The sequence below is a fragment of the Peribacillus frigoritolerans genome, assembly GCF_040250305.1.
In the GTDB taxonomy this organism is placed as follows: domain Bacteria; phylum Bacillota; class Bacilli; order Bacillales; family DSM-1321; genus Peribacillus.
In genome coordinates this window covers 685,352-710,632 of the sequence record NZ_CP158190.1, presented here as the reverse complement: position 1 = coordinate 710,632, position 25,281 = coordinate 685,352, and the positions used below count along the sequence as shown (strand labels likewise).

The following is a 25,281-nucleotide window of genomic DNA, read 5'->3' as shown; positions in this document are numbered from 1 at the left end:
TGTTTCCTGAATAATATAATCTAACCACTTTTAAGGAGCGTTTGAGATATGATCACTCATGGAGATGACCTCCTTATTTCAGGAGCATGGTTACTCGGCATCGGCACACTTGTAGGTGCAATCGGGCAAACCCGGCAAACTTTAACGAGCACTAATCTTGGAAAAGATCTCGTCCTCAAAGGGAATGGTATTGAAGCCGTTGGAAATTCGCTGCAAGCAATCGGCCGTTCGAAAATGCTGAACCCGGAAAATGAACGTTCGGAAACCTATTTCATATTCGGTGCTTGGCTTGAGGCTATTGGCAATATTGCAAATGCAGTTGGAATAGATATGCAGTTGAGTGGTTCAGTGGAGGAGGGCACCAGAACCGATGCAATCGGCAGTGGAATCCAAGGCCTTGGTGCCGCTTTTGAAGCCTTCGGGGCATCATTGACGGAGGAGTCCATTTCACGCTCTTTTGAAGTCAAGGGAAATGGACTCATTGCAGCCGGTTCTTTTTTGGAATCGGTCGGAAATATATTCATTTTAAATGAAAAAGTACGGATGGGAGAACAAATTCTTTTACTAGGCAGCTGGACCCAAGTTTTCGGTGCAATTATATTGATCGAGGCCTTTTCACTTGGACCAGAACCCGAACAACCTGAGAAAGGACATTATAGCTATGCCAACTATTACGTAGATTAAGGGGCCACGAGTTCGACCTTCATCCGATCGGGATCTTCGAAATATACGGCATAATGATCCTTCCCGCCGGCAAATGGATGCTTGTCGGCATAAAGGATGGTAACTCCTCTGCCCCTTAACTTTCTTGCGATCTCATCAACCTGTTGCCGGCAAGTGGCGTGAAAGGCTAAATGGTTAAGACCCACTCGTCCCCTATGATAGGGAATGTCAAGAAACCTTGTTTCCGCTTGTACAAAAACAATGTACATATCACCCAATCTCCAACTCTTCCCGCTTACCCACTCCTGAAATGGCTCATAGCCCATCTCGTCCAAAAACCAGGCCCAAAAATCAATGCTCCTCTTTAAATTTGTAACATTCAGCTCAATATGATGAAGATATCCTTTTGACAACTTATCATCCTCTCCTCATAAATGTCCCCGCTATTCAAATTTTTTCAAGTGCTCTGGGGGCATCGGCATTTACCGAACATCTTAATCAGGGATATTATACCATTACAAAATATTATTGCGATAACCTTAGTCAAGGTTTACAAAACAAAAAAGGGCGGTTGCATTACAGCCCTTTTCTCCCCAGCCCCTTTATCAAAAACATTCTATACAACACTTACGCAGGTCCACTTATTTTAAGATCTTGTCATAAACCTCACCGCCGCCATTTATATTGATAATTTTCAGGCGATTGGTATTTTTGACGAAGACGGTTTTATATTGTTTTTCACCGTTCAGTTCAATAAGGAATACTCGCTTACCATCGTTATCCGTTTCCTTATTGAAGGTATAGTCTTCGTTGCCGATTTGCTCGATGATTTTGTCATATTCGGGCAAAGAAGACCACTTCTCATGTTTAGGACTTGTTTGAGTTTTTGTTTGCGAGGGTTGTTTTTGTTGTCCATTTTCAGTTTGGGTTTCATTTTCATCTGTTGTTTGCACAGATTTTTCCCCGTTTTCATCCGCTATGTCATTATTGCAAGCAGTTAGCATTGCTGCTGCGGCAATCAACGCGATCATAGATTTATACATGCTTCACATCATCTCCTATTCCTATATTCCCATTCATATTAACTAAAAACCTGATTTAACTAAACAAAACAAATCCGAGTAGACAGAATGGATTTGTTTTGTTATTATAGTTACTCAGGGTAACAATTACTCACGGTAACTATATATTGATATAAGGGGTGATTCTGATAGAGACTTACCAAAAGTTCTTTCAGCAATTATTATTGCTGTACCGGCCGTTTGAAAATAATCTTAATATCCAGCTGAACAAGCATGATTTACACAGGGCGCAGTGGTCCATTTTGTATTACTTAATCAATTATGGTTCGGCGACGCTTGTAGAGCTTGCCAATTATCAAAGTGTGGAAAAACCAACGATTACGAGGACCATTGCCCGCTTGGAAGAGCTGGGGTATGTCGAGCATGTGCCAAGCAAAGATAGACGCGAGAAAAGAATGCGGCTTACGGAGCTTGGCAAAAAAATCTACAGTGAAGTCCGTGTGACAATCGATCAATACGAACAGGAGATCTTGAAAGGGATCACTGAAGAGGAACAACTCGCAGCCATACGCATCATGGGCGAAATAAGAAATAACATTATAAAGTAAGGAGATAATAAACATGGACCAATCCAGAACCAGACTGTGGACGAAGGACTTTGTCATCGTTTCGTCCATCAATTTTTTCATAACATTAATCTTTTATTTACTGATGGTGACACTTGCCATCTATGCTGTTAATGAATTGGATGCTTCTACAAGTGAAGCCGGACTCATATCTGGTATTTTTATTATCGGGACGTTGATCGGACGTCTGTTCATTGGCCGTTTCATTGATTCAATCGGCCGTAAGAAAACATTATTCATAGGTTTGATCTTTTTCACTTTGACAACTCTTCTATATTTTGTGGACCTTGGGATCGGCTTCCTGCTTGTTAACCGCCTGATCCACGGGATGGCGATGGGGATGGCGAGTACTGCGACAGGAACGATCGTCGCCCAGATCATCCCGCCAACACGAAAGGGAGAAGGCATCGGCTATTACAGCATGAGCGCAACACTTGCGACGGCAATCGGTCCTTTTATCGGTCTATATATGGCTCAACATACAAGCTTCCAAGTCATTTTCAGTTTCTGCCTGGCTTTAGGGGTAATCAGCCTGATTACAGCATTCTTCTTGTATGTCCCGGCATTGTTAGTGACGGCCAAAGTTACGGAAAGCAAAGGATTCAAGCTTTCCAATTTCATTGAACCTAAGGCACTGCCCATCTCAATCATCACCCTGTTATTGGCATTCTGTTATTCCAGTGTCCTTTCTTTCATCAGTTTCTATGCCATTGAAATCGATCTGGTCAATACGGCAAGCTTCTTCTTTGTAGTTTACGCAGTAGCCGTATTGTTATCACGTCCTTTCTCAGGACCATTGATGGACCGGAAAGGATCGAACTTCATTATGTATCCGGCTTTCATGATTTTCGGAATCGGTTTGCTCCTTCTAAGTATGACAACAAATAGTTTCACTTTACTGGCAGCAGGTTTCCTTATTGGCCTTGGATTCGGTAATATGCAATCAAGCTCGCAGGCGATTGCCGTTAAACTGACACCGCCTCACCGGATGGGGATGGCAACGTCCACCTTCTTTATCATGCTTGATGCAGGACTTGGCTTTGGCCCTTATATTCTGGGATTCATCATTCCGGTAACAGGTTACAGCACACTTTATGTAATCTTGGGCGTTTTGGTCATCGCAACCTCCGTCCTTTACTACTTCTTGCACGGCAAGAAGGAACGTACAGCCAGAACGAACTTGGCTTCCATTTAAATAAAAAGGGATATCCCATTGGCGGATATCCCCAAACTGTAGGAAAACTCGATTTTCATCAAGTTTGCCTGCAGTTTTTTTTGCTAGTACAATTTAGCGTTGATTTCCGATCCAGGCACTCGATTTCCGCGGGCGGTCCGCCCTGGACGCGCTTTTCTAAGCAGGAGTCTCGCACACCCGCTCCAATCAACTATGTTTTAATTTAGATAGACCCCTCTTGCCTACTGAAATTCTTCCGTCAATGGGGATAATTCAGCTTTCATGCAAATAATTCGGCCTTTACGACCGATAATTCGACCTACAATGTAATTATTCGACCTTAGCGACCGATAATTCGACCTACATAGAAATAATTCGACCTTAGCAACCGATAATTCAACCTACACCAAAAGAAGCTGCCAAAAAAGTTTATACTTTTTGAAACAGCTTCTATTATAGTGATCCTTATTTTACTTCCAATTCTTCGATAATAAAGCCAGATTTTTTGCCGTTCTTTTTATTTGTTGCTTGCATGACCGTTTCACCTTTATATAAAGTCTTTCCAGTCTTTAAATCAGCAATTAGAAGTTGGGCAGGCTTGTATGTTAATGAGCCCATTTGATCCACTCCGTTGCCTATCAGAAAGTACACACGCCCGTTCTTAATCGCAGCGAAGTATTGTTCCTCTTTATTAACAGCTACATCCAGTTCCTTGTCATTCGTTAACGTTCGACTGCTTAGGTCAAACGTTTTAATGCGATAATTATCGGATTTCTTATCAATTAGGTAAAGTGTTTTTCCGTCCGTATATCCTGATCTTGCCATGCCCAGGCTAAGCGATTCATTTTTGGTCAATTTAACCGTTTCTATTTTTTCCGTTTCATAATTATATGATAACAGTTTGCTTGGCTTTTCCTTATAGGAACCGTCCTCATGATTTACCCCTTTAATTAACGAAATTAAAACCATGTTGTTTGGCTGGATGGGAGCAACATCCGTCGGCATCTCAAAATCAACTTGATTAGGGTAAGTAAAGGTTTCAGATACAAGGGTTTTATCGCTCAAAACTTTTTTATTGGCTAAATCGATCGTATACAGATGAACCTCTTTCGTTTGTTTCTCATTGTTTGATTTCACATCATTCATCGTTAAAACCTGTAGTTTTGAATGGACCAACTGCACATCCCTGACATCAGCATTCATGATTCTCTCTTGATTCGGAAGTTCAATTTGGAATGAAGTTTCTTCTTCGTCCTTCTTCTCCAGTAAACCGATATCAAATTCCGCTTCCGTTTTCCCGTTATTCGTAATTTCGCTATTCACCCAAGCGTAAGCCAGAAAATCATCGTCTTCATATAAAGAACTGATGGAATCCTTGCCACGCATAAACGAACGATGTTCTTTTATTAATCTTTCAATTCGATAATCTTGTCTTCCAGAAAAGCTCTCCAAGTAAGACTTTTCAATATCATATGTTGTTGTATTGGATTCAAATGTTAATGATTCATAATAAGGACCATTATCAAGCGAAGCATTTATGATTACCGGATCAAGCTCTTTATCACTGCCTTCCAGTGTCTTGAACGTATACTTTGGAAGGCTGGAGGCAGAGGAAGCTACTTTGACATAATAGGTCCCGATGCTTAAGATGACAACCACTCCAATAATGATGCTGCATAAATAACGTTTCACCTTGTTCACTCTCCTTTAATAGTTGTTATACGGTAACACGGTTTTTCAATAACCAAGAACCAAGCCAAATCGATAGTCCTGTCACGATGATTCCGAATGCGAGCTGTAGACCAAGTAATTCATTTGGGTAAAAATAGATATTACCAAGCCCCATTACGAAAACGGGAGCTAAAAATAACGCTGCAGCGATTCCGCAATAGATCAAGCCCAAAATGATTCCTTTTATGCGGAAACTCCTTTCAAACATGATCGCCGTGAATAATATCGACATGATCATAAGACCGATGCCATAGGAAAGCAGGAATTGCGTGAACGTGCTTGGCATGACCAATGCCAGAATCGGACTGGTTTTCGTGATAGTTGAAGAAGACATTTCCATGTTCAAGAACGCTTCGGGCACGTTTGAATTAAATAGGGCATTTTCCATTGGTAAAATGATGATCTGGAAAGCAATCAATCCTAACACCATCAGGAAGATGGCCGTGGCTTTGGAAAGGTAGATCGATAATCTGGATGTCGGTAACATCAATAGGCGGTAAATGAATGTATTCTTTCCAAACCAATCACGGTACCAAATAAGAAAAATGTAAAAAATCAGGGCAACTGCACTCAACGCGATTGGTCCTTGAAACCAGAGGGTATTGGCGATATGGGTAAAATCAATTCCATTATAGTTAGTAACATAGACAGCTTCTGATATTTTTTCTTCCGACATGATTTCATGTGCTTGATTAAGATAACTCTTTATTCCCATGATCACTCCAGCAAATTGCGAAACCAAGGTTATCAACAATAAGCTAATATAGATTTTACTGAAACGGTTGATTTCAAAGTTCACTAGTTTTATATATCGCATCATGATTGATACACCTCTCTCATTACATCGACTACCGATTTTCCTTCCTCTTCACGCATTTCTTCGGTATTGAACTCTTTAAGCACTGTACCGTTATCCAATAAAATGACCTTATCGATTATATGTTCAATATCACCGATTTCATGGGTCGTGATGATGACTCCCCTATCTTCAATAAGGTGGCTCGCAAAGACATCGGCGATTTGCTCGCGGCTAAACATATCGATGCCTGAAAATGGTTCGTCCATCAATACATAATCCACGTCAAGGGACAAACCAAGCATCAGGTTGAGCTTAGCTGTATTCCCTTTTGACAATTCCGAAATGCGATTCTCCTCTTTAAGCTTGAAAAACCCCATTAGTTGGTTAGCTCTTTCCGGATTCCAGGAGGTATAGAAATCCTCCATGAAAACCATTGCCTGTTTAACGGTCATTTGCGGAAGCATGGTCGGTGCGTCCGGTATGAAGGTGATTTTTTCATAACTGTCCTTTGTCATCTTTTGATCATCGATCAGGATTTCACCTTTATATGGCGTCAATCCCATGATCGCTTTGAGTGTAGTTGTTTTACCGACACCATTTATCCCGATCAGACACGTGACTTCCCCTTTATTAGCTGTAAAAGAAACACTATCCAAGATTTTTTTCCGGCCGTAATTCTTGGAAATCCGTTTTACTTCTATCATTTTTCTTCCTCCTCCCTTATTTCTTCCGAATATTTTTCTTTAACCACACGAAGCAGTTCATCAACTGGTACATTAATCGGACGAATCGCATCGACAAACGAATCAACGGCTGCCAGAATCAATTCCTGCCTTACAGCCTGTAAAATCGTTTCATTCGTCGTGATTTGACTTGGGAAATTTCGTTCAGTATGAATCAAGCCCTGTTCCTCCATTTCTTTATACGCTTTTTGAGCGGTATTGGGATTTATATTGAGTGAAGCCGCCAGTTCCCTTCGCGAGGGAATTTCCTGTCCAGCTACGAATTTGCCTATGGCTATTTGTTCTTTAAAATGCCTAACGACTTGCAGATATACCGGTTCCCGGGTATTTACGTTCATTAAAACCACCCCCTATTTATTTAAAAAAGTCTGATATGCGTGTATGTACTAAGTGGTTCATACACCTTATAGATGTACTATACCCGTAATACACCTTAGCTGTCAACAATGAATTCCAGAAAAATGAAAACCCCGAATGTGCGGTGCAGTCGGGGGTTTTCTTTAATTTTTCAATAAGCTCATACTATCCTGTACAAATTGGGCAAAGGAAATGGGGGCACGGCCCAAAATATCATGTAAGTCACTTGTTACCCGTTTCGCCAAGCCGATTTTTGCAGTCGTGTAAATCCCGATCATTACGACTATTTTGTCTGTACTTATCCCCTTTTTTCTATATGTTTTCCAAAATTCATAAATGCTTGGATTGGAATAGGTGAAGGTTTCCCCTGTTTTATTACTGAAGATTTCAGCTACCTCTTGATAAGACAATGCTTCATTTCCTGTTAAGTCATAAGCTTTCCATATATGCTGTTTATTTAACAAGGTCTTCATTGCAGCGACACCAATATCACGCACATCGATGAAGCTTGTTTTTCCTTTACCTGCCGGGACATATATATCATGTTTCTTCCTTAATTCTTCACCATGCTGTGTAAGTAGGTTTTGCATAAAGAAACTGGGGCGCAGAAACGTATAAGGAATGTTCGATTCGATAATAAGTTTTTCAATTTTGGCATGAGGGACGATCTTGTTTTTATCCGCCCCCAGTACGGAAAGAAAAACGATATGATTCACCTTTTGCTTTATCGCTTCTTCAATGAACGGACGAAAATACTTATTTGCATCAGCAAGCTGCGGAGGCCTCATTAAAAAGATGGAGTCCACCCCTTCTAAAGCTCCGGAAATAGATGAAACATCCTCAAAGTTCAAATAACGGTCACCTTGGCCTTTCCGGTGGCTTGCTGTTTCAAACAAAACCCCTTCGTTTTTTAATTGCCTCACGACTTCCCTTCCTACGTTGCCTGTCGCACCAGTAATTAATATCATGATTTACACCCTTCCCAATACTGAAGATGAATATTAGTATCTGTAAATAGCGTCATGAAAATTACTGAAATAGATGATGAAGCAGACGATCTTTATCTTCAAAAAACTGTTTCATTAACAAATAGTGATTGGACTCCTCTAAAGTCACCTCACTCATTCCCTCATCTGAAATTTGGAGGATTTTAGCATCAGGGTAGGCCATGATGATCGGGGAATGGGTGGAAATGATGAATTGGGAACCTTGTTTGGCAAGCTCATTTATCCTGGCCAGCATCGATATTTGTCTCAATGGCGACAAAGCGGCTTCAGGCTCATCGAGGATATACAATCCATTGCCTTGAAATCGTTCTACAAAAGCAGAAAAAAACGATTCACCATGAGATTGCTGGTGAAGTGATTTTCCACCGAAGGAATCAATGATTTTCGACCCAAACGATGCCTCCCTGTCCAATTCCTCTATATTCGTAGCTAAATTATAAAAGGTTTCCGCCCTAAAGAAAAAATTATCCGTCGGTTTGTACACACCTTTTTTCAAACGGAGGTATTCGTCCAAATTGGAATGTGAATCATAATTGGAAAAATTGAAATTCAACGTTCCTCCTTCCGGATTGAAGCCATACGCAATCGCAATACCTTCAAGCAAGGTGGACTTCCCCATTCCATTTTCCCCGATAACATAGGTAACACTGGGATGAAAAGCAACTTCTTGAAGATGCCTGATAACCGGCAGACCAAGAGGGAAATGATCATATGAAGATATTCGATCTCTATTCAGGTAGATGCCCCTGATGTACTGTGAATCATAATCTAGTTTCATTTGTAATCACCTTCTGTAGAATATATTTAGAGCTCTGATATGTCCTTAACATTCCAATCAAAGACGCCATAGCTCCAATTGATAGATTGATAATGTTCGATTCTAAATGACCACCCACTTTGGATGCAATTCAATTAAACTTCCTGTAATGCGATGGGTTGAAACGTTCACTCCCGATTCGTTTATTAGGGCAGGCAATTCCTTATCCGCATACCTTTGATGTAAATGTTTACTGTCCCATATTGAGGCGACAAGGTATCTGCCGTTTTGCCTTTTACTACAGAATGCGCCAGACAGCATGCCCTTGCTCCCTGCTTCTTTTAGCACCTGCTCAAAACGGGCATGTTTATCCTCTTCAACAAAACAGTCAGCCACTCGCAGTAATTTCCCCTTGCAAAAAAAAGCTGTAATGTCTGTTGTTCCTATATTGAATATACTCTCGAATATATCGACAGAAATATTTGTATAAGTACTTCCCTGGTCACTCTTGGCGAATATTTCATCATGCGGATGCTGCATGAAACTTTGATAGGCATGGAGATCTTTCCAAACGGAGAGAACGCCTGCTTCAAAGGGTTCATATCTATTCCACCCTCCGATTTGACCCATGAAACCAGCACACTTGCGCAATTCTCCCCATCCCTCTTGTGCTTTTGAAAATGAACGCTTGTTTTCCTCATTCACTTGGCATTTAATCCACTTCATTAACATGATGATCACCACGCTTCGCCCAATGTTTCGCTTTTTCATCAACCTTTTTGATAAAATCATTTTTCCCGTTAACATATCCTTTAATATCATCTGGGAATTCCGCTGCCAAGCGCTGCTTCAGCCTACTATATTTTTGTGCTTCATCACGGTGTGATAGCAAATAATCCCGAAAAGCGATGTGTCTGGCTATTTCCTCATGTCCTTTTTGAAACATGTGAATATGGTGCGTCCTCTCATCCCCGCCTTTACGAAAAAAACGTCGTCCGCCGATTCCGTTCTCGCCCATGGCATCATACCCTATCTCTTCCATCTCTTTATTAAAATCAGCGACACATTCCAGATCTTTAACCACTGCCAAAATATCTATTACTGGCTTGGCATGGATGGCCGGGATGGCCGTACTGCCAATATGATATAAATTCATCATTTCAGGCCCGAAAATATCCCTTAATTTATGGCATTCATCATGGAATAGCTTGGACCATTCTTTCTTATATGGTACGACCTCGACCTTTCTCATATAAGCATCCCTTTCATGTACCTTCCTTTAGACATTTCGCTTTCTTCATGACATTTAATATAAATGGAGCTTTCGCTTTCGTGTACTCCACTATATCCCCAGGATGCTTTTGAGCTAAGGATAATTTTAATTCCTGATATTGTTTACGTACGTCAGGATGGCTTCTTAGATAGTCCCTGAATGAAAGTTGATTCTTCCATTGTTCACTTCCGAATCTATAGATATGCAAATGATGTGTCCCCGCTCTCCATTGGCCTTTTCTAAAAAAACGCCTTTCGGGAAACTCCTTATGCAGGACAAATTCATACCCAATCGATTTCAATGGTTCAATGAACGTGTCAGCTTCATCTAAATGCTGTACGCCAGCCATTATGTCCAAAATCGGCTTTGCCCCCAACCCTATGACGGATGTACTTCCAATATGCTCAACACAAAGGGAATAGTTCTTTAAAACCCCCATTATCCTCGCTTTTTCCTGTTGAAATTCATAAACCCAATCAGGGTTATAACCCTCGATCTTCACTATTTTTTCCATATATTCACTCAACTTTTCATGTAGAAGATATTATCAGCCATTAATTCTCATCACGTGACCATTTGACGATTGGGTCTTGCGTACTCGGCTCATAATAAGTTCCGACATACACCTTTTCTTTTCCGGTTATTTTATTCGTTCGGATGACTGTATATCTTCCTTTATCATAATTATTGGTAAGATAATATTTCCGGTATGAAAACCCTTTTTCAGGACCGGTTAATTTCTCTTTAGTTTTATACGCCTGTGGCTTGTTCAAGCTCTCTTTCACTACACTTCTAATATTCAGCGGAGTTCCCTCAAGCTTAACATCACTTCGGAAATCGGCGCTCCTGGTCTCAGTTTTCCCTGAAGGCACGGATGCCATTTCGTTCGTTTCTTGGACTTGTTCCGAGAATGATTTTGTGACACTGTATGAATACAGGATATTCATGGAACTTATATTGTCTTTCATTTTGCCAGCAAATTCAGGCATGGCAAAATTCAATAGAAAGGTGATCGATATACATACGATTAATAAGGTAAGCGAAATTTTCTTCATATTTCCTCTTTCTCAACTATGTATTCTTGTAATTCAACTTGTTCATTTTCCTTTGGAATAATCCCAAATTTAGCGATTAATAGAATGGCAAGAAAACCAAAACAGCAAAAACTAGTATTATCACTAGTAATAAATGAAGCCGGTATAATACGAGATGATAGTAATGAATTCAAAATATAAGAAAAAAGAAAACCCGAATAGGACAGGCAAATCAGGTAGTTTCCAATCAATACCCTCTTGTAATGTACATACTCCGACTTATTTCCGTTCCTGATACTGACACAATGTCTAAATTGCCTAATGAGGCCGTATGTGAAACCAATAATTAACATAACTGCAATGAGAAAATCAATTATTGCTTCCTCCACTTTTACCCCTCCTTGCCCTAAAAAACTTGTAAAATATTACATTAAACTCATCATATACCATTTATAATAAAATAATAAATATTTCCTACTTTAATATTGGTGTTGTATCATGAAAATTTTTGTGAAAATTGTATTATCGTTATTTATGGTTCTTTATCTATTAATCCTTACAAAGCTCATTTTATTTAAAACCTTCTCGATAACCGAAATGAATGATCATATTAGTTTTTCCTTCAATGACCGCTATTGGGGTTCCCATAACTTCATCCCTTTTAAAACCATTTTCCATTACCTCTTCTTAGCGGATGTAAATACATCCATCCGGATCGAAAATATAGTGGGGAATATCATCGGTTTTGTACCATTTGGCTTCATGCTTCCATTATTATCAACAAGGTTTTCCCTACCCAGATCGATCTTGATTGCAACATTCTGTATTAGCTTCACCTATGAGGTTATTCAGCTTTTATTTGAATTAGGAAGTTTTGATACCGATGATATGATCCTGAATACTCTAGGTGGGATTATAGGATACCTGCCGATTAAGCTGTTTTACACAGTTTTCAAAAAGAATGGAACCATTCACGTCAAGCCAAAGGACAGTAATTTGCTGTCCTTCCTTTGTCACAAGGTTCTTTTTACTCAAGCGGCCGAATTATTCGCTTGGGGGTCGAATTATTTGCGTGTGGGTCGATTATTCTTGCTTTAGGTCGAATTAATTCGCGTGTGGGTCGAATTATCCACTTATGTTGAAAGATGAATACATGCATGTTCTTATTCTTACGTATAAAAGTGAGATAAGGTTTCAATATAAAGGAAAATATACCTAATATTACTGTAGATGTATAAAAAAAGACCACCAGATTGGTGGTTATTTCAAATTTTTAAATCCGTATTTTTCAAAAATTTTCATGGAGTCTTCCGTTTGGAGATAGTCATAGAATAGCTTGGCTTCCTTAGCATGATCCAGGTCATTGATCATTCCGACGGGATATATGATCGGATCGTGTAAATCCGCCTCGGCTGCTGCAATGATTTCAACTTTCGATGAGTTGAGCGCATCCGTTTTATAGACGAGGCCTGCGTCCACGTTTCCCGTTTCCACATATGTAAGAACTTGCCGGACATCCTTTGCATATACCAATCGATCTTCAACCTCTTTAAAGAGGTTCATGTTTTCCAAGGTTTGTTTCGCATATTGCCCAGCCGGTACAGACTCTGGAGTGCCAATCGAAATTTTTTCGGCCTTCGTGAGGTCTTCCAACGATCCGATTTCCTTTTTGGAATCCTTTTGCACCACCAGCACCAGGTCATTGCCGACTAAATCGATTCCGTTTTTCTCTTCAATTAGATCTTCCTCTACTAATTTATCAAATTTATCTTCTGCAGCTGAGAAAAACAGGTCAACAGGTGCGCCTTGGGATATCTGCTGCTGAAGAGCTCCAGAGGCTCCAAAGTTATAATGAACTTCCACATTTGCATTCTCTTTTTCAAAAGACTTCTTTATATCATTTAAGGCATCTTGCAAACTTACAGCTGCGGAAACCGTCAATTCCACTTTACCTCCGGCTTGCGCCTTCATTTCCGTTTTTTCCGTTTCATCACTTGAACACCCTGCGACCGCTGCCGCAAGCAGCATAATCGAAAAAATCATAAGGTATGTTTTTTTCAAAGTCACTCTTCTTCCGACCTTTCATTTTAGATGGCTGCTAATTCAGCAGCCTTCCGTATTCATTCTTTCATTTAGGTTCACCAGTGAGAACACCATGCATCTCAGCTATAAAGAAGTTTGGGCTGTCGGGCTAGATAGGAAGGTGTACCATTTTGATTAAGATTAAGGATCAATTTCATGACCTCCACTATTCCCTCAGGTTTCTCCAACTCTATTTCCTTATGATAAGACTCTATGGATGTGTTCCATTTTTTCATTTTTTTCTGATCCTTCAATATACTCAGCAATTGTTTTTCAAAAGGCGTTTTCTGATTAAGTTTAAATACAAGGCCTTGTTGTTTTAGATACTGCAGATTAATTTCCTCCTGCCCCGGAAGCCTGGAATGAACAAAAATCGGAAGCCTTTTTCGTAATGATTCACTGATCGTGACACCGCCCGGTTTCGTAACGATTGCGTCAACTTCTTCATAAAGCTTATTCATTTCAGACCTTGATGAGATATAAGGCAATGGTTTGATATGAGGTAAGTTCCATGTATCGATTTCTTCATAAAGCTTGTTGTTATTTCCGCAAAGAACTAAATAATCAAAGTCGGTTGAATTCTTTAACTCATCACCTAAGTTCAAAATCCCTCCCAGACCGCTATTTCCTCCGGATATCAAAACTTTTGGCCGTGCTGTGTTTCTTTGGACACGGGCATTTTTTGTGATTTCCTCGTGCACAGGAATGCCAGTGACCATCATCGTTTGTTTTGGTATTTGACGCTTACTCATCAGCTTTTCTTTCACTTCTTGACTAGGAAGAAAATGGGCATCTATCCCTTCGCTTCCCCACACATTATTAATAAAAAAGTCCGTGTACACGTTTATTACCGGTGTGCTGCACTTCCCTTTCATCTTTAACTGACTCAAAAGATATGAAGGGAAACCGTGTGTACACACAATTAAATCAGGCTTCTCTTCTGCTATCAATCGTTCCATCTTATTCATGAATAATTGCTGATACCATTTACATACACTTTCCTTTGGCGAGTGAACATAAAACAGATTCTTATAGGCAAGATTATAGGTTTCCGGCGCATAACGGATCCATGTCAGATAACTATTTGCGATGAATTTTTCTAGAGAAGTATTGGTATAACTGATTAGATCGATTTTTTTATAAGTAATCCCTTTTGAATGCTTTTTTAACATATCCATCAATGCCTCTGCAACTTGATGATGTCCCGACTGCATTCGAAAGAGAGGTAAAAACAAAATCTTCTTCATATATGTGTCATCTCCTAAGAAATCATTCTGAAAATACAAAATATATAGTTCTGATATCTTCCTCTTACAATAAATTTCCAACTTTTATAAAAAGGAGCAGACTCAACTTTTGGACATTTGTTTTCTCTTTTTAATGTATTTGATAGTAACATATAGTACAAAAATAACTAAAAATACAAGCCCTAAATATGGAACATATTTGGGATTAACATTAAAAGCATCCCCGACATAATAACCAGCCACTATAAAAGGGACGGTCCAAAGTATAGTGCCTATTAGGGAAAATAGGAAGTATTTCCGAAAGGGTATAGATGAGATTCCTGCGAAATATGGACTAATTTGTCTTATTCCCGGAATATAAAATCCTAATACTAAGGTTTTTTGTGCATTATCCGTATAGTTTTTCTTCGCTTTCTCCCAGCGTTCAGTCGTAATCCCAATGAATCTTCCAAATTTATTTATAAATGGATACCCTACATATTTTCCGCATGCATAAGCTGCAAGCATTCCGATAAAGGCGCCGAGAATTGCACACAGCATGGCCAAACCCAGTGAGAGCTTACCTTGTGCTACCAATACCCCAATCAGAAATAGAAGTGATTCTTCTGGAGCAGGCACTCCCACAATGCCGAAGAATAAAAAAAGAAAAATGATCAGGTATCCATATGAATCAATAAAATGTAAAAGCGTATCTATATTCATAATACCCCCAGAATTAGTTATAAGTCTTTTAAAGTAATAAAGTGTATTCCTTTTTCCTTACTTTCCTGTAGGTAAATTTTCAACATTTCAATCATATAGCCTGGTGCTTCTTTATCCGCTCCCCATGTTTCACCACAGTCATGAAGCAACAGGATGGAACCTTCTGTCGAAGTGCTTCGCAGTTGATCAAGCAAAGTATTTTTGCAATTTTCAACTTTCCAATCCCCGAAGATGCCTGACCACATCACCACTCTATATTTCTTACTGAAAAGTGGGGTGAACATATTGAAATGGCCCCATGGCGGTCTATAAAAAACAACCTTTTCATTCGTAACTTCATTTATCGCCTTTTCAGTCATTTCCAACTGTTTCCGTAAATGGATGGGTGATAGGACCCAGCTTGAAACATGATGATAATGGTGGATCCCTATAGTATGTCCCTCTTCATGCATTCTTTTAATAATCTCAGGATTACTTTTCACTTTACTGCCAACAACAAAAAATGTGGCCTTTATCTCATACTCTTTTAAAAGATCAAGCAATTTTATTGTATATTCAGGGTTTGGGCCATCATCGAAAGTTAGCGCTATCCCATTATTCGAATTGATTTTTTTGGTTATTCCCAGACTGCATACACGAATAAGCACCGTTGGGATAATAGTATAAAATATTAATAGCAATAATAAAATAATAAAACTAATCAGCCATATATGCATCACACAAAACTATCCTCTCATTATTGATATTACCAATACTGATTCTTTCCCTATATCATATTCATTTACCACAATGCAGCAAATTTTATTGTATTCAGGTAATTCATTATAAAACCTCTTCTTACAATTTAGCATTTTTTTTTCATTATTTTCACTTATCTATCATTTTTTTATTTTTGTAAAGGTTGAAGGACATTAGTTCTATTACAGCAAATTAATAAAACACCCAGAAGACATATTTGAACTAGAGCGGTTTGCCTGCAGTTTTTTTAAAAAAACCGTTTAAGTTGATTTCAGAAATCCGCTCCCTTTCCGCCGACTGTCTGCCAAGCCTCCTCACCGCAAGCGGCTGTGGGGTCTTGACTAGCCAGTTATTCGGCAGGAGTGTCGCCAATTTCTTCAATCCAATAAGGGTTACTGTAAAAAAACATGAAGGGTACTCTAGTCTTGTTTTTAGACAAATTCCAAGAAGAATCGAGTTTGCCTGCAGTTTTTTTCTTTTAAAACCGTTTGAGTTGATTTCAGAAATCCGCTCCCTTTCCGCCGACTGTCTGCCAAGCCTCCTCACCGCAAGCGGCTGCGGGGTCTTGGCTAGCCAGTTATTCGGCAGGAGTGTCGCCAATTTCTTCAATCCAATATGGATTACTGTAAAAAAACATGATGTTGACCTTCCATACTCTTTATTCGACCTAAAACGCACTTTTTTCGACCCTCCATGCACTTTTTTCGACAAACTGAAAAAAAAACACCCTAAGGGTGTTTTTTTAAATTCATATTGTTTTCCATTATCTTCTTTATCAAAGGGCACACTCTTCAATTTCGAATCCCAGGTCTTCGATGATCCCCCAATCCGCTGTGGGTTCTTGACCAGCTGTCGTTAAATAATCGCCGACGAAGATGGAATTGGCTGCATAAAGTGCCATGGGCTGCATGGAACGGAGATTGACCTCACGACCGCCGGCCAGACGGATTTCTTTACTCGGATTAACGAACCTCATCATCGATATCAATTTCAGGCATTTAGTGGGGGTCAACTCGGAAGTTCCCTCAAGCGGCGTTCCGTCAATTGCATTGAGAAAATTACAAGGAATGGAATCTGCATCAAGGCTGCGTAAGGATAGGGCGATTTCCACCGCTTCCGCCTCAGATTCCCCCATACCGAAAATGGCACCAGAACATGGGGACATTCCGGCATCTTTCACAGCTTCGACTGTATCTACCCGGTCTTCATATGTATGCGTCGATGTAATTTTACTGTAGTTTTCCTGTGATGTATTCAAATTGTGGTTGTAGCGATGAACGCCTGCTTCCGCTAGCTTGCCCGCATGTTCCTCATTCAGGAAACCTAAACAGCAGCAGATTTTAAGATCCGTCGTTTCGCGGATTTCTTTTACCGCTTCAATGACATGATCTATTTCTCTGTTGGTCGGACGACGGCCAGACGCAACGATGCAATAAGTACCCGCTTTGCGACGAATTGATTCCTGCGCTCCCTCGACAATCTTTTCTTTCGTCAGCCAAGCATATTTATCGATCGGGGCTTCCGACACGATCGACTGCGAGCAGTAGCCGCAATCTTCGGGACATAATCCTGATTTCGTATTGATGATCATATTCAATTTAACTTTGTTCCCATAATGATGCTTGCGTATCAAGTAGGCTGCATTCAAAATTTCCAAAACCTCTTCGTCTGGGGCTTGTACGATGGATAATGCCTCTTCCTCCGTCACTTTATATCCTTTGATAACGTTCTCCGCTAACATCTTCCAATCCCTTACCAATGTTTCCAAAACTATCCCTCTTTTCTTTATTGTGTGCCGAATCGCTGGTTTATGGATTCCTTGACTATGCAATTCCTAGAAAAGGAGCATAACCCGGTCTGGTAAATAAAGACCAGCTGTCTGCAATATATCCACCTGATGCTCCAACCGCGAGTGTCTCCATCTCCAATCCACTTTCTCTTCCAACCGCATGTGCACCATCAACCACATTGGGGAGCACTTAACATTTAGCAGTATCAATACTGCCTGCAATGTAAATAAATTTGTTAACCTATAATATTTTAAGTTAACATATCGATAGAATAATAACATACTAACAAATTATTATTCAATGGTCTTTTTTCAATATTTTCCTAGTCTGTCCTTTAAATCCCGATAAAGCTGGCCTTTTATATGTTAACTAAATAATAAATTAGTTGACATATAAAATAAGAATCAGGCAAACTAATAGTGGGCATTTTGCCAGCACTTTTGAAAAAGGAGGTTAAAAACTTGAAAGCAAGGACGATTTCCTATGTGGCCCTTTTTACCGCGTTAACTGCCATTGGCGCCTTTATTAAGATACCTATCCCTTACATACCATTCACACTGCAAATTCTGGCAGTCTATTTGGCAGGCGCATTATTGGGGCCCCGGCTTGGGATGCTCAGTCAGTTATGCTACGTCTTGATCGGACTTATCGGGGTGCCCGTGTTTGCTGAAGGCGGGGGATTCGGCTATATATTCAAACCTACATTCGGCTATTTGCTCGGATATATACTGGGAGCCTATGTAAATGGATGGCTGATCAACCGGTTTTCCCTCTCCACGATTCGTTCCATATTCTTTGCTAATGCCGCCTCTTTGCTGACAGTTTACCTTTTCGGCTGCATCTGGCTGTATGGTGCGATGAAGTGGATTGTTGAAACGCCGTTTTCCATCAACCAGACGGTTCTTTACGGCTTCTTGTTACCTGTACCCGGTGATTTAATGCTATGCATTCTATGTGCTGTCATCATTCAACAAGTACGTCCGCGCATTGCAAGATATATAAACGTAAAGGAGCTGAATCATCCATGGGCCAAGCCTACTTTATAACTGGAACTGGCACGGATATTGGAAAGACCATCGTCACGAGTGCACTCTATCTGTCTCTTCAAACATTGGGAAAAAGCGTCACGATATTCAAGCCATTCCAAACTGGAATCAATGAGGAAAATCATACATACCCGGATATATCTTGGTTTGAGCAGGAACTCGGTGTAAAGGATTCAGGGTTTTACACACTGAAACCGGAAACCTCCCCACATTTGGCGATTAAATTAACCGGCAGTCTTATCGATGAGAAGAAAGTCGTGGAAAGGGTTCATGAACTTGAGGAAATGTATGACATCGTATTAGTCGAGGGCGCTGGCGGATTGGCTGTGCCGCTTATTGAACGAACGGAAGGTTTCTATATGACGGCGGATTTCATAAAGGATTGCGGCATGCCTGTCCTCTTCGTATCCACAAGCGGTTTAGGGGCGATTCATGATGTCGTGACGACCCATTCTTATGCCCAAGTCCACGATATAAACGTGAAAACCATTTTGTATAATCATTACCGGCCGGAAGATCGGATTCATCAAGACAATATCGAAACCATTGAAAAGCTGACTGGGCTGAATGGCCTCGCCTGCATCCCAACACTGGCCGATGTTAGAAAAGACTTGAGGATCTGCATCCTTGATTTACTTAGTGATCAAGATTATACCCAACAACTGAAAGAGGTGTTCAAGGCATGAACAGTCAGGATTTAGAACAATGGGATAAGGAATATGTATGGCATCCGTTCACACAAATGAAAACGTATCGGGAAAGCAAACCGCTGATCATCGAACGCGGCGAAGGCAGCTACCTGATTGATGTGGAGGGTAAACGCTACCTCGACGGCTATGCTTCATTATGGGTGAACGTGCACGGACATAACGAGCCGGAATTAAACGGCGCCCTAATTGAACAAGTGAATAAAGTCGCACACTCCACACTGCTGGGATCTGCGAATGTACCATCGATCTTACTGGCAAAAAAACTAGCCGAGATCACTCCTGGTTCTTTATCGAAAGTCTTCTACTCCGACACGGGATCAGCCGCAGTGGAAATCGCCCTTAAAGTTGCTTATCAATATTGGCAGAATATCGATCCCGTCAAGCATCAGAATAAAAACAAATTTGTCTCACTTGACGAGGCATATCACGGCGATACTGTCGGAGCTGTAAGTGTGGGCGGAATGGATCTATACCATAGAATCTTTAAGCCCCTCTTATTTCAACGGATTTCCGCCCCTTCACCATATGCCTATCACATGACTGAGTATGGAGATCAAGAAGCCGTGAAAAACCATTGCTTGAAGGAACTGGAGAAGTTACTGCAGAAACAATCAGAGGAAATTGCAGGATTGATCATCGAGCCGCTTGTGCAGGGAGCAGCAGGCATCATAACCCATCCCCATGGCTTTTTGAAAGAGGTCGAGCAATTATGCAAAAAGTACAATATCCTCTTAATTTGTGACGAAGTGGCTGTAGGATTCGGTCGAACCGGTACAATGTTTGCCTGCGAACAGGAAGATGCCGTACCCGATATCATGTGTATGGGCAAAGGGATCACTGGGGGATATATGCCACTCGCCGCCACTATCATGAACGAGCAGATCTTTCAATCCTTCCTGGGGGAACGGGAAGAACATAAAACCTTCTATCACGGTCACACCTATACAGGAAATCAGCTTGCCTGTGCACTGGCACTGAAGAATATCGAGCTGATGGAAAGCCGCAATTTAATTAAAGACATCCAGAAAAAATCTAAATATCTATCACAAAGACTGCAAGCGCTATACGAACTCCCGATAGTCGGCGATATCCGCCAGCGCGGCTTCATGATTGGAGTGGAAATCGTCAAAGACCGCCAAACAAAAGAAACGTTCACCCTCCAAGAGAATGTCGTTTCCGGAATCATCCATACAGCACGGGAAAATGGCCTGATCATTCGGGAACTTGGTCCAGTCATCACGATGATGCCGATCCTTTCCATGTCAGAAAAGGAACTCGATTTCATGGTCGAAACCGCCTACCGTGCCATTAAGGAAGTCTCCATTCATAAAGGATTGATTCCAGCAGCTAACTGATATACAAAGAACCGGAAGAGCAGAGCTCATCCGGTTCCTTCTATACTTTGTAGGGACTTCGTGAAGAAAGATCACAGATATTACATTGTATTCAAGGAACGTAATACTATTTATGCTGAAAATTTAAGGATTCTAAAGTAAATAACCCTAATGATTCCTTTCTTTTTCTGCCCGTTTTTCAATCTTAAGGGTGTACCTTTTACACGAATTTGGATTGTCCATAAATTTTGCATCGTATTTAAATGGACTTTTTTGCTAATTTCATAATTTTTCCAATTTACCCATCCTGTCTACATCATATATTTTTCTCCTTATAAAAAAGAAAAGAAAGGTCATCCTAATGGAGTAATTCCAATAATGACATAAGGAGAGAAGCTACATGCCTCAACAACAAATTGATATCAATCAATTAAACCAAGCAAAAGCAAACGTTACCCTAACACAAACCTTACTTTCACAAGCAATTGAAAAATCTTCCTCTGATCCAACCTTGGCACAAGAAGCCATTAAACAAGCTGCTCAAGAAATCGCGCAAGCCCAGTCTTCCGTAAATCAGGTTTACAGTGCAGTACAAGCTCAGCAAGCGGAATGATTTTGGGAAAATGAAAATAAAACTGGCCTATCCCAATTGAGGAATAGGCCTTTTAATAACGAATGTTTTTGGTGCATCCAAGCTTTTTCAGACCCACTTCTTTAAAGGCGGTATACTTTGAGGGAATTTAAACGTATTGTACGGATCATATCTCGTTTTCACTTCCCGAAGCCGCTTGAAATTTTCTCCATAGTACGCAGTTGGCCAATCTTCGATGAGGATATCCGGCCAATTCACGTAGTCACCTGTAGTATATGGTGACAAAGCGCATTTAAGTTCTTTAATCCAATGGATGTTTTGCCGCTCTTCTTCTGGATTCGTCCATGTAGCCAGATACTCCTGGGCGATGATGGCATCCCGATAATAAAAAGCCGTTTCATTTGGGGCCACACGGCCAGCGGCCCCTCCTAAGGATTGGTGCCAAATGGCTGCATTTTCATTTGGAACGTTTTCCAAAAAATGCTTCATCGTCAAGATTGCTTGCCGTTGAAAAGGTTTTTCTATGAAAGACCCCGACCGCTTGCGATGGGCCGGTCGATTTCCACTTGGATCATTAAAGAATTGCACAGCATCAATGTACGGAACTTCCTTTATCATGATATTTGCTGGAGAACCTGCTCTCGTCAAAGGCTTTAGAAGCTGCTGCAACCTATATGATGGCCCAACAAATTCACCTTGAGCGATAATTTGGTTTACTTCCTTTGACTTGAATTCGATTTCTGAAGTTAAACACTCTTCAACTTGAGGGGCCCAATCCTGCCAGGCTTCAAACACCGCTTCAAAATCTTCCCATCCCCATGTGACGGAGAAAATCGATACCCTTGATACGGGGTGTACCCTGAAGGTAAGAGAAGTGACTATGCCAAAGTTTCCCCCTCCTCCCCCGCAGCATGCCCAAAATAAATCACTATTAATTTTCCTATTTGCTTTAATGAGTTTAGCGCCCCTCTTTCCGCACGCCCTTACCATTTCTATTTCAAGCAAATTGTCACAAGTAAGTCCAAAGCGTCTCGATAACATACCTATTCCACCGCCAAGCGTAAGGCCTACAAGACCAACACCGCTTTCGGTCCCAGCCGGAATCGTCGTGCCATACTTCCATAGCATATTATATACTTGACCTAAATCAGCTCCTGCTTCGATTTTTGCAATCATTTTTTCACGGTTGACCTTGATATTGTACATTTCACTTATATCAATGATTAGACCGCCATTCACTAATGAAAAATTTTCATAACTATGCCTGCCGCTCCTAACCCGGAAAGGTGTATGATTTTCCCGGGCCCACTTCAATGAATTCAACACATCATTGGAATTTTGACAAAACACAATGACCTTTGGGAATTTAGAAAAACTTAAGTTATTATTTATCCTGGCATGCTCATACTCAGCATCATTAGGTGTAACGACCCGCCCGGTAAGCTTTGTTCTTTCCAAAATATAACCCCTTCCTCGGGTAAGATGATGTTACATCCTATGAAAAAATCTGTCAGGAAGACACATTCCATAAGCGACCCACTGCTGGCATCCCTTGTTACGGGGGCTAATTAGCTTTACTCGTGAATTTCGCTGGTTTACTCGAGTTTCGCAGCTTTACTCGTGAATTTCGCTGGTTTACTCGTGAGTTTCGCCGTTTTACTCGTGAGTTTCACTTGTTTACTCGTGAGTTTCACTTGTTTACTCGTGAGTTTTGCCGTTTTACTCGTGAATTTCGCTGGTTTACTCGTGAATTCCGCTGATTTACTCGTGAATTCCAACAATTGATCACCAAAGACAAAAAAGCCCTTCTCGAATTAAGAGAAGGGCTTTCCAATTGAGTTGCTTATCCCGAAATTTCATCATCGGATTTAGCATCCAACGGTGTTCGTTTATCCATTTTCAGGATGTAATAACTTGCTACGACCAAGGCTAGGAAAACGATTCCGACAACCAAGGAAATCCTTGTACTAGGATTGATCCACATACCGACCAGCACCATCAGTAAAAAGGCTATTGTCGCATAGTTACTGAAAGGGGCCAACGGCATCTTGAACGGATGCTTCTCCATTTCAGCGGCATTTACCTTTCTGAATTTAAGCTCACTGATCAGTAAAACAAACCATGGAATCATCCCAGGTAATACACTCGCACTGTACACATAAAGGAATAATTGCGGCGGTGCAAGGTAATTCAGGATAACCCCGATGCCCAATCCTAAAAGTACAGCGATCGTACAATATGCCGGCACTCCATTTTTAGATACTTTAGCAAAGATTTTCGGAGCTTGGCCATTCAATGCCAGTGTGTAAAGCATACGCCCTGCACTGAAAATACCACTGTTGCATCCAGACATTGCCGCAGTGATTACGACAAAATTGATGATTCCTGCTGCTGCTGTGATACCTATTTTTGCAAAGGTTGAAACGAATGGGCTTCCTAAGTCATCCAGTTGATCCCAAGGGAAGACTGTCACGATGACGAATATGGCGCCAATATAGAAAATTAAAATGCGCCATATGATCGACTGGATCGCTTTTGTTACGGTCTTCGTTGGATCTTTCGCTTCTCCGGCTGTGATGCCGATAAGCTCAACGCCTTGATAGGATGCCACGACAAGGGAAAGCGCAAAGAAGAATCCTGTCCAGCCTCCCGTAAAGAAGCCGCCATTTTCCCAAAGATTCGATAATCCAATCGCATCCCCGCCATTCCCTATTCCAAAGAAGATAAGGCCAACGCCGGCAACGATCATCAATACAATCGTTATGATTTTTATAAGCGCAAACCAGAATTCAAATTCCCCGAAGGATTTGACGGAAATGAGGTTGGCCGCCCCCAAGATGATCATGGCGACCACACCTGGTATCCAGGCCGGTAACTCCGGGAACCAATATTGCATATACAACCCAACCGCGATGATTTCGGACATTCCGACGATTACCCATTGAAACCAATTGCTCCAAGCAGTCATATAACCTGCCAAAGGATGTATATAGCTGCTCGCAAAGGTTGCAAATGAACCTGTAGTCGGTTCTAAATAAAGCATCTCACCCATGGAACGCATGATGAAAAATATAAAAATACCTGCGATGGCATAAGCAAGCATTACAGAGGGCCCGGTCCATTTGATCGTGCTCGCCGATCCCATGAATAACCCGACACCGATGGTTCCGCCCAAAGCTATCATTTGAATGTGACGTGCTTCCAGCCCTCTCTTTAATTCCTTGTTCGACATGTTTAACTCCCCCAGATGCAATATCGGTAATGCTTTTCTATCCTTACCACGAACGACTCTCTATTAATTATTGCGATTAGAAATGCTCTATCGAAGAAAAAATATCAATAACACTTCAATTATGTTTTCTTATCTTATAATAGTAAATATTCTGTAAAAATACAATTGTATTTTTGAAATAAACAGTTGCCAAATATATCTTGGCAATTTCCCTAATCTAAAAATATCATTTCAAAAAAATGATGATCAATATTTCATAATAGTGATCATCCAAAAAATAAATTTTTCAAGTACCTTAATAAAAATTAAGATCACTATAAAACTGCAGATATTGCCTTTTTCACTTCAAAAAAACTTGTTGACCTACCGAAAAATAGATGATAGAATTCCAATATTATTTTATAAGCATAATGAATGATTCAGCAGTGGTAGATTATCACTGACGACATTTATTCACAACCGCATACAAGCAAGCGATGAATGCTATGGATGACACTATAGCAGGAGCAGCTTCTGGAGAGACTGTACAAGATGCAGCGCCGAAGGATTCACAATCTCAGGCAAAAGGACAGAAGAGTAACGAATGATAAAATTGTTATTCTGAACCCTTTAAGAGATTGGT

General features: G+C 40.6%; 31 protein-coding genes and 1 riboswitch. Of the genes, 8 read left to right on the top strand and 23 right to left on the bottom strand.

Annotation, left to right across the window (positions count from 1 at the left end; all coding sequences use genetic code 11):
• Positions 1–48: 48 nt before the first annotated feature.
• Positions 49–684, top strand: a complete 636-nt coding sequence (locus ABOA58_RS03440; protein WP_350301213.1) for a DUF6944 family repetitive protein — start codon at positions 49–51, stop codon at positions 682–684.
• Here the strand turns inward: ABOA58_RS03440 and ABOA58_RS03435 are convergent.
• On the bottom strand, positions 681–1,076 hold the full coding sequence (locus ABOA58_RS03435) for a VOC family protein (protein WP_350301212.1): 396 nt from the start codon (positions 1,074–1,076) through the stop codon (positions 681–683). The genes ABOA58_RS03440 and ABOA58_RS03435 overlap by 4 nt on opposite strands.
• Before the next feature lie 228 nt (positions 1,077–1,304).
• Positions 1,305–1,706, bottom strand: a complete 402-nt coding sequence (locus ABOA58_RS03430; protein ID WP_350301211.1) for a hypothetical protein — start codon at positions 1,704–1,706, stop codon at positions 1,305–1,307.
• A 167-nt stretch (positions 1,707–1,873) separates the two neighbouring features.
• Between ABOA58_RS03430 and ABOA58_RS03425 the strand changes: the two genes are divergently transcribed.
• Complete coding sequence (locus ABOA58_RS03425) at positions 1,874–2,293, top strand: MarR family winged helix-turn-helix transcriptional regulator (protein WP_350302778.1); 420 nt, start codon at positions 1,874–1,876, stop codon at positions 2,291–2,293.
• A gap of 13 nt (positions 2,294–2,306) precedes the next feature.
• Positions 2,307–3,506, top strand: coding sequence for an MFS transporter (locus ABOA58_RS03420; protein ID WP_350301210.1), 1,200 nt, complete (start codon positions 2,307–2,309; stop codon positions 3,504–3,506).
• A gap of 444 nt (positions 3,507–3,950) precedes the next feature.
• Here the strand turns inward: ABOA58_RS03420 and ABOA58_RS03415 are convergent, their stop codons facing one another.
• The 11 genes from ABOA58_RS03415 to ABOA58_RS03365 all read right to left on the bottom strand — a co-directional run bounded on the left by ABOA58_RS03415 (position 3,951) and on the right by ABOA58_RS03365 (position 11,575).
• Positions 3,951–5,177, bottom strand: a complete 1,227-nt coding sequence (locus ABOA58_RS03415) for a hypothetical protein (RefSeq protein ID WP_350301209.1) — start codon at positions 5,175–5,177, stop codon at positions 3,951–3,953.
• Positions 5,178–5,202: 25 nt separating this feature from the next.
• Positions 5,203–6,036 (bottom strand): hypothetical protein, encoded by an 834-nt coding sequence (locus tag ABOA58_RS03410; RefSeq protein WP_350301208.1) that lies wholly within the window; start codon positions 6,034–6,036, stop codon positions 5,203–5,205.
• Positions 6,033–6,719, bottom strand: coding sequence for an ABC transporter ATP-binding protein (locus ABOA58_RS03405; protein WP_350301207.1), 687 nt, complete (start codon positions 6,717–6,719; stop codon positions 6,033–6,035). The genes ABOA58_RS03410 and ABOA58_RS03405 overlap by 4 nt, the downstream gene beginning before the upstream one ends.
• Positions 6,716–7,096: a GntR family transcriptional regulator gene (locus ABOA58_RS03400; RefSeq protein WP_289314719.1), complete on the bottom strand. Its 381-nt coding sequence runs from the start codon at positions 7,094–7,096 to the stop codon at positions 6,716–6,718. The genes ABOA58_RS03405 and ABOA58_RS03400 overlap by 4 nt, the downstream gene beginning before the upstream one ends.
• 162 nt (positions 7,097–7,258) lie before the next feature.
• Positions 7,259–8,083 carry an SDR family oxidoreductase gene (locus ABOA58_RS03395; RefSeq protein ID WP_350301206.1) on the bottom strand — a complete coding sequence of 275 codons (825 nt, stop codon included), beginning with the start codon at positions 8,081–8,083 and terminating at the stop codon, positions 7,259–7,261.
• 61 nt (positions 8,084–8,144) lie between these two features.
• The gene (locus ABOA58_RS03390; RefSeq protein WP_350301205.1) at positions 8,145–8,900 is read right to left on the bottom strand and encodes an AAA family ATPase; all 756 of its coding nucleotides are present in this window, start codon (positions 8,898–8,900) and stop codon (positions 8,145–8,147) included.
• Between the two features lie 102 nt (positions 8,901–9,002).
• Complete coding sequence (locus ABOA58_RS03385; protein WP_350301204.1) at positions 9,003–9,605, bottom strand: YdbC family protein; 603 nt, start codon at positions 9,603–9,605, stop codon at positions 9,003–9,005.
• Positions 9,592–10,131 carry a GrpB family protein gene (locus ABOA58_RS03380; RefSeq protein WP_350301203.1) on the bottom strand — a complete coding sequence of 180 codons (540 nt, stop codon included), beginning with the start codon at positions 10,129–10,131 and terminating at the stop codon, positions 9,592–9,594. Before ABOA58_RS03380 ends, ABOA58_RS03385 begins: the two co-directional genes overlap by 14 nt.
• Before the next feature lie 13 nt (positions 10,132–10,144).
• On the bottom strand, positions 10,145–10,666 hold the full coding sequence (locus ABOA58_RS03375; protein ID WP_350301202.1) for a GrpB family protein: 522 nt from the start codon (positions 10,664–10,666) through the stop codon (positions 10,145–10,147).
• A gap of 40 nt (positions 10,667–10,706) precedes the next feature.
• The gene (locus tag ABOA58_RS03370; protein WP_350301201.1) at positions 10,707–11,207 is read right to left on the bottom strand and encodes a hypothetical protein; all 501 of its coding nucleotides are present in this window, start codon (positions 11,205–11,207) and stop codon (positions 10,707–10,709) included.
• A complete protein-coding gene (locus ABOA58_RS03365) occupies positions 11,204–11,575 on the bottom strand; it encodes a hypothetical protein (RefSeq protein ID WP_350301200.1) in 372 nt (123 codons plus the stop codon). The genes ABOA58_RS03370 and ABOA58_RS03365 overlap by 4 nt, the downstream gene beginning before the upstream one ends.
• Positions 11,576–11,684: 109 nt before the next feature.
• On the opposite strand from ABOA58_RS03365, the gene ABOA58_RS03360 reads away from it, so the two are divergent.
• Positions 11,685–12,284 (top strand): VanZ family protein, encoded by a 600-nt coding sequence (locus ABOA58_RS03360; RefSeq protein WP_350301199.1) that lies wholly within the window; start codon positions 11,685–11,687, stop codon positions 12,282–12,284.
• Positions 12,285–12,446: 162 nt separating this feature from the next.
• Here ABOA58_RS03360 and modA read toward each other — a convergent pair whose 3' ends face one another.
• The 7 genes from modA to ABOA58_RS03325 form a co-directional block, all read right to left on the bottom strand.
• Complete coding sequence (gene modA / locus ABOA58_RS03355; RefSeq protein ID WP_350301198.1) at positions 12,447–13,247, bottom strand: molybdate ABC transporter substrate-binding protein; 801 nt, start codon at positions 13,245–13,247, stop codon at positions 12,447–12,449.
• Positions 13,248–13,348: 101 nt separating this feature from the next.
• Positions 13,349–14,515: an MGDG synthase family glycosyltransferase gene (locus tag ABOA58_RS03350; protein ID WP_350301197.1), complete on the bottom strand. Its 1,167-nt coding sequence runs from the start codon at positions 14,513–14,515 to the stop codon at positions 13,349–13,351.
• A 102-nt stretch (positions 14,516–14,617) separates the two neighbouring features.
• Positions 14,618–15,217, bottom strand: a complete 600-nt coding sequence (locus ABOA58_RS03345; RefSeq protein WP_350301196.1) for a DedA family protein — start codon at positions 15,215–15,217, stop codon at positions 14,618–14,620.
• Positions 15,218–15,234: 17 nt separating this feature from the next.
• On the bottom strand, positions 15,235–15,933 hold the full coding sequence (locus ABOA58_RS03340; RefSeq protein WP_350302777.1) for a polysaccharide deacetylase family protein: 699 nt from the start codon (positions 15,931–15,933) through the stop codon (positions 15,235–15,237).
• 244 nt (positions 15,934–16,177) lie between these two features.
• On the bottom strand, positions 16,178–16,633 hold the full coding sequence (locus ABOA58_RS03335) for a hypothetical protein (RefSeq protein WP_350301195.1): 456 nt from the start codon (positions 16,631–16,633) through the stop codon (positions 16,178–16,180).
• A gap of 97 nt (positions 16,634–16,730) precedes the next feature.
• A complete protein-coding gene (gene bioB / locus ABOA58_RS03330) occupies positions 16,731–17,696 on the bottom strand; it encodes a biotin synthase BioB (RefSeq protein ID WP_350302776.1) in 966 nt (321 codons plus the stop codon).
• Between the two features lie 82 nt (positions 17,697–17,778).
• Positions 17,779–17,922: a hypothetical protein gene (locus tag ABOA58_RS03325; protein WP_350301194.1), complete on the bottom strand. Its 144-nt coding sequence runs from the start codon at positions 17,920–17,922 to the stop codon at positions 17,779–17,781.
• Positions 17,923–18,206: 284 nt separating this feature from the next.
• Here ABOA58_RS03325 and ABOA58_RS03320 point away from each other — a divergent pair, with 284 nt between their 5' ends.
• The 4 genes from ABOA58_RS03320 (at position 18,207) to ABOA58_RS03305 (ending at position 21,448) form a co-directional block, all read left to right on the top strand.
• Entirely contained in the window at positions 18,207–18,791 is a 585-nt protein-coding gene (locus ABOA58_RS03320) for a biotin transporter BioY (protein ID WP_350301193.1), read from the top strand.
• Positions 18,770–19,477 carry a dethiobiotin synthase gene (bioD, locus tag ABOA58_RS03315; protein ID WP_350301192.1) on the top strand — a complete coding sequence of 236 codons (708 nt, stop codon included), beginning with the start codon at positions 18,770–18,772 and terminating at the stop codon, positions 19,475–19,477. Before ABOA58_RS03320 ends, bioD begins: the two co-directional genes overlap by 22 nt.
• The gene (gene bioA, locus ABOA58_RS03310; RefSeq protein WP_350301191.1) at positions 19,474–20,856 is read left to right on the top strand and encodes an adenosylmethionine--8-amino-7-oxononanoate transaminase; all 1,383 of its coding nucleotides are present in this window, start codon (positions 19,474–19,476) and stop codon (positions 20,854–20,856) included. Before bioD ends, bioA begins: the two co-directional genes overlap by 4 nt.
• 379 nt (positions 20,857–21,235) lie before the next feature.
• Complete coding sequence (locus ABOA58_RS03305; protein ID WP_101224840.1) at positions 21,236–21,448, top strand: hypothetical protein; 213 nt, start codon at positions 21,236–21,238, stop codon at positions 21,446–21,448.
• Positions 21,449–21,535: 87 nt separating this feature from the next.
• Here ABOA58_RS03305 and ABOA58_RS03300 read toward each other — a convergent pair whose 3' ends face one another.
• From ABOA58_RS03300 to ABOA58_RS03290, 3 genes are all read right to left on the bottom strand, one after another.
• Positions 21,536–22,885, bottom strand: coding sequence for an FAD-binding oxidoreductase (locus ABOA58_RS03300; RefSeq protein WP_350301190.1), 1,350 nt, complete (start codon positions 22,883–22,885; stop codon positions 21,536–21,538).
• A gap of 137 nt (positions 22,886–23,022) precedes the next feature.
• Complete coding sequence (locus ABOA58_RS03295) at positions 23,023–23,205, bottom strand: hypothetical protein (protein WP_350301189.1); 183 nt, start codon at positions 23,203–23,205, stop codon at positions 23,023–23,025.
• 65 nt (positions 23,206–23,270) lie between these two features.
• Positions 23,271–24,659, bottom strand: coding sequence for an amino acid permease (locus ABOA58_RS03290; protein ID WP_350301188.1), 1,389 nt, complete (start codon positions 24,657–24,659; stop codon positions 23,271–23,273).
• A 503-nt stretch (positions 24,660–25,162) separates the two neighbouring features.
• Positions 25,163–25,241: riboswitch (glycine riboswitch) on the top strand.
• Positions 25,242–25,281: the final 40 nt, after the last annotated feature.

What these genes read in the sequence shown, in the direction of transcription:
- ABOA58_RS03440 (WP_350301213.1), top strand. Translation starts at nt 49, where the DNA reads ATGATCACTCATGGAGATGACCTCCTTATTTCAGGAGCATGGTTACTC.
- ABOA58_RS03430 (WP_350301211.1), bottom strand. Translation starts at nt 1,706, where the DNA reads ATGTATAAATCTATGATCGCGTTGATTGCCGCAGCAGCAATGCTAACT.
- ABOA58_RS03420 (WP_350301210.1), top strand. Translation starts at nt 2,307, where the DNA reads ATGGACCAATCCAGAACCAGACTGTGGACGAAGGACTTTGTCATCGTT.
- ABOA58_RS03410 (WP_350301208.1), bottom strand. Translation starts at nt 6,036, where the DNA reads ATGATGCGATATATAAAACTAGTGAACTTTGAAATCAACCGTTTCAGT.
- ABOA58_RS03405 (WP_350301207.1), bottom strand. Translation starts at nt 6,719, where the DNA reads ATGATAGAAGTAAAACGGATTTCCAAGAATTACGGCCGGAAAAAAATC.
- ABOA58_RS03400 (WP_289314719.1), bottom strand. Translation starts at nt 7,096, where the DNA reads ATGAACGTAAATACCCGGGAACCGGTATATCTGCAAGTCGTTAGGCAT.
- ABOA58_RS03395 (WP_350301206.1), bottom strand. Translation starts at nt 8,083, where the DNA reads ATGATATTAATTACTGGTGCGACAGGCAACGTAGGAAGGGAAGTCGTG.
- ABOA58_RS03390 (WP_350301205.1), bottom strand. Translation starts at nt 8,900, where the DNA reads ATGAAACTAGATTATGATTCACAGTACATCAGGGGCATCTACCTGAAT.
- ABOA58_RS03385 (WP_350301204.1), bottom strand. Translation starts at nt 9,605, where the DNA reads ATGAAGTGGATTAAATGCCAAGTGAATGAGGAAAACAAGCGTTCATTT.
- ABOA58_RS03380 (WP_350301203.1), bottom strand. Translation starts at nt 10,131, where the DNA reads ATGAGAAAGGTCGAGGTCGTACCATATAAGAAAGAATGGTCCAAGCTA.
- ABOA58_RS03375 (WP_350301202.1), bottom strand. Translation starts at nt 10,666, where the DNA reads ATGGAAAAAATAGTGAAGATCGAGGGTTATAACCCTGATTGGGTTTAT.
- ABOA58_RS03370 (WP_350301201.1), bottom strand. Translation starts at nt 11,207, where the DNA reads ATGAAGAAAATTTCGCTTACCTTATTAATCGTATGTATATCGATCACC.
- ABOA58_RS03360 (WP_350301199.1), top strand. Translation starts at nt 11,685, where the DNA reads ATGAAAATTTTTGTGAAAATTGTATTATCGTTATTTATGGTTCTTTAT.
- ABOA58_RS03350 (WP_350301197.1), bottom strand. Translation starts at nt 14,515, where the DNA reads ATGAAGAAGATTTTGTTTTTACCTCTCTTTCGAATGCAGTCGGGACAT.
- ABOA58_RS03345 (WP_350301196.1), bottom strand. Translation starts at nt 15,217, where the DNA reads ATGAATATAGATACGCTTTTACATTTTATTGATTCATATGGATACCTG.
- ABOA58_RS03340 (WP_350302777.1), bottom strand. Translation starts at nt 15,933, where the DNA reads ATGCATATATGGCTGATTAGTTTTATTATTTTATTATTGCTATTAATA.
- bioB (WP_350302776.1), bottom strand. Translation starts at nt 17,696, where the DNA reads ATGTTAGCGGAGAACGTTATCAAAGGATATAAAGTGACGGAGGAAGAG.
- bioD (WP_350301192.1), top strand. Translation starts at nt 18,770, where the DNA reads ATGGGCCAAGCCTACTTTATAACTGGAACTGGCACGGATATTGGAAAG.
- bioA (WP_350301191.1), top strand. Translation starts at nt 19,474, where the DNA reads ATGAACAGTCAGGATTTAGAACAATGGGATAAGGAATATGTATGGCAT.
- ABOA58_RS03305 (WP_101224840.1), top strand. Translation starts at nt 21,236, where the DNA reads ATGCCTCAACAACAAATTGATATCAATCAATTAAACCAAGCAAAAGCA.
- ABOA58_RS03290 (WP_350301188.1), bottom strand. Translation starts at nt 24,659, where the DNA reads ATGTCGAACAAGGAATTAAAGAGAGGGCTGGAAGCACGTCACATTCAA.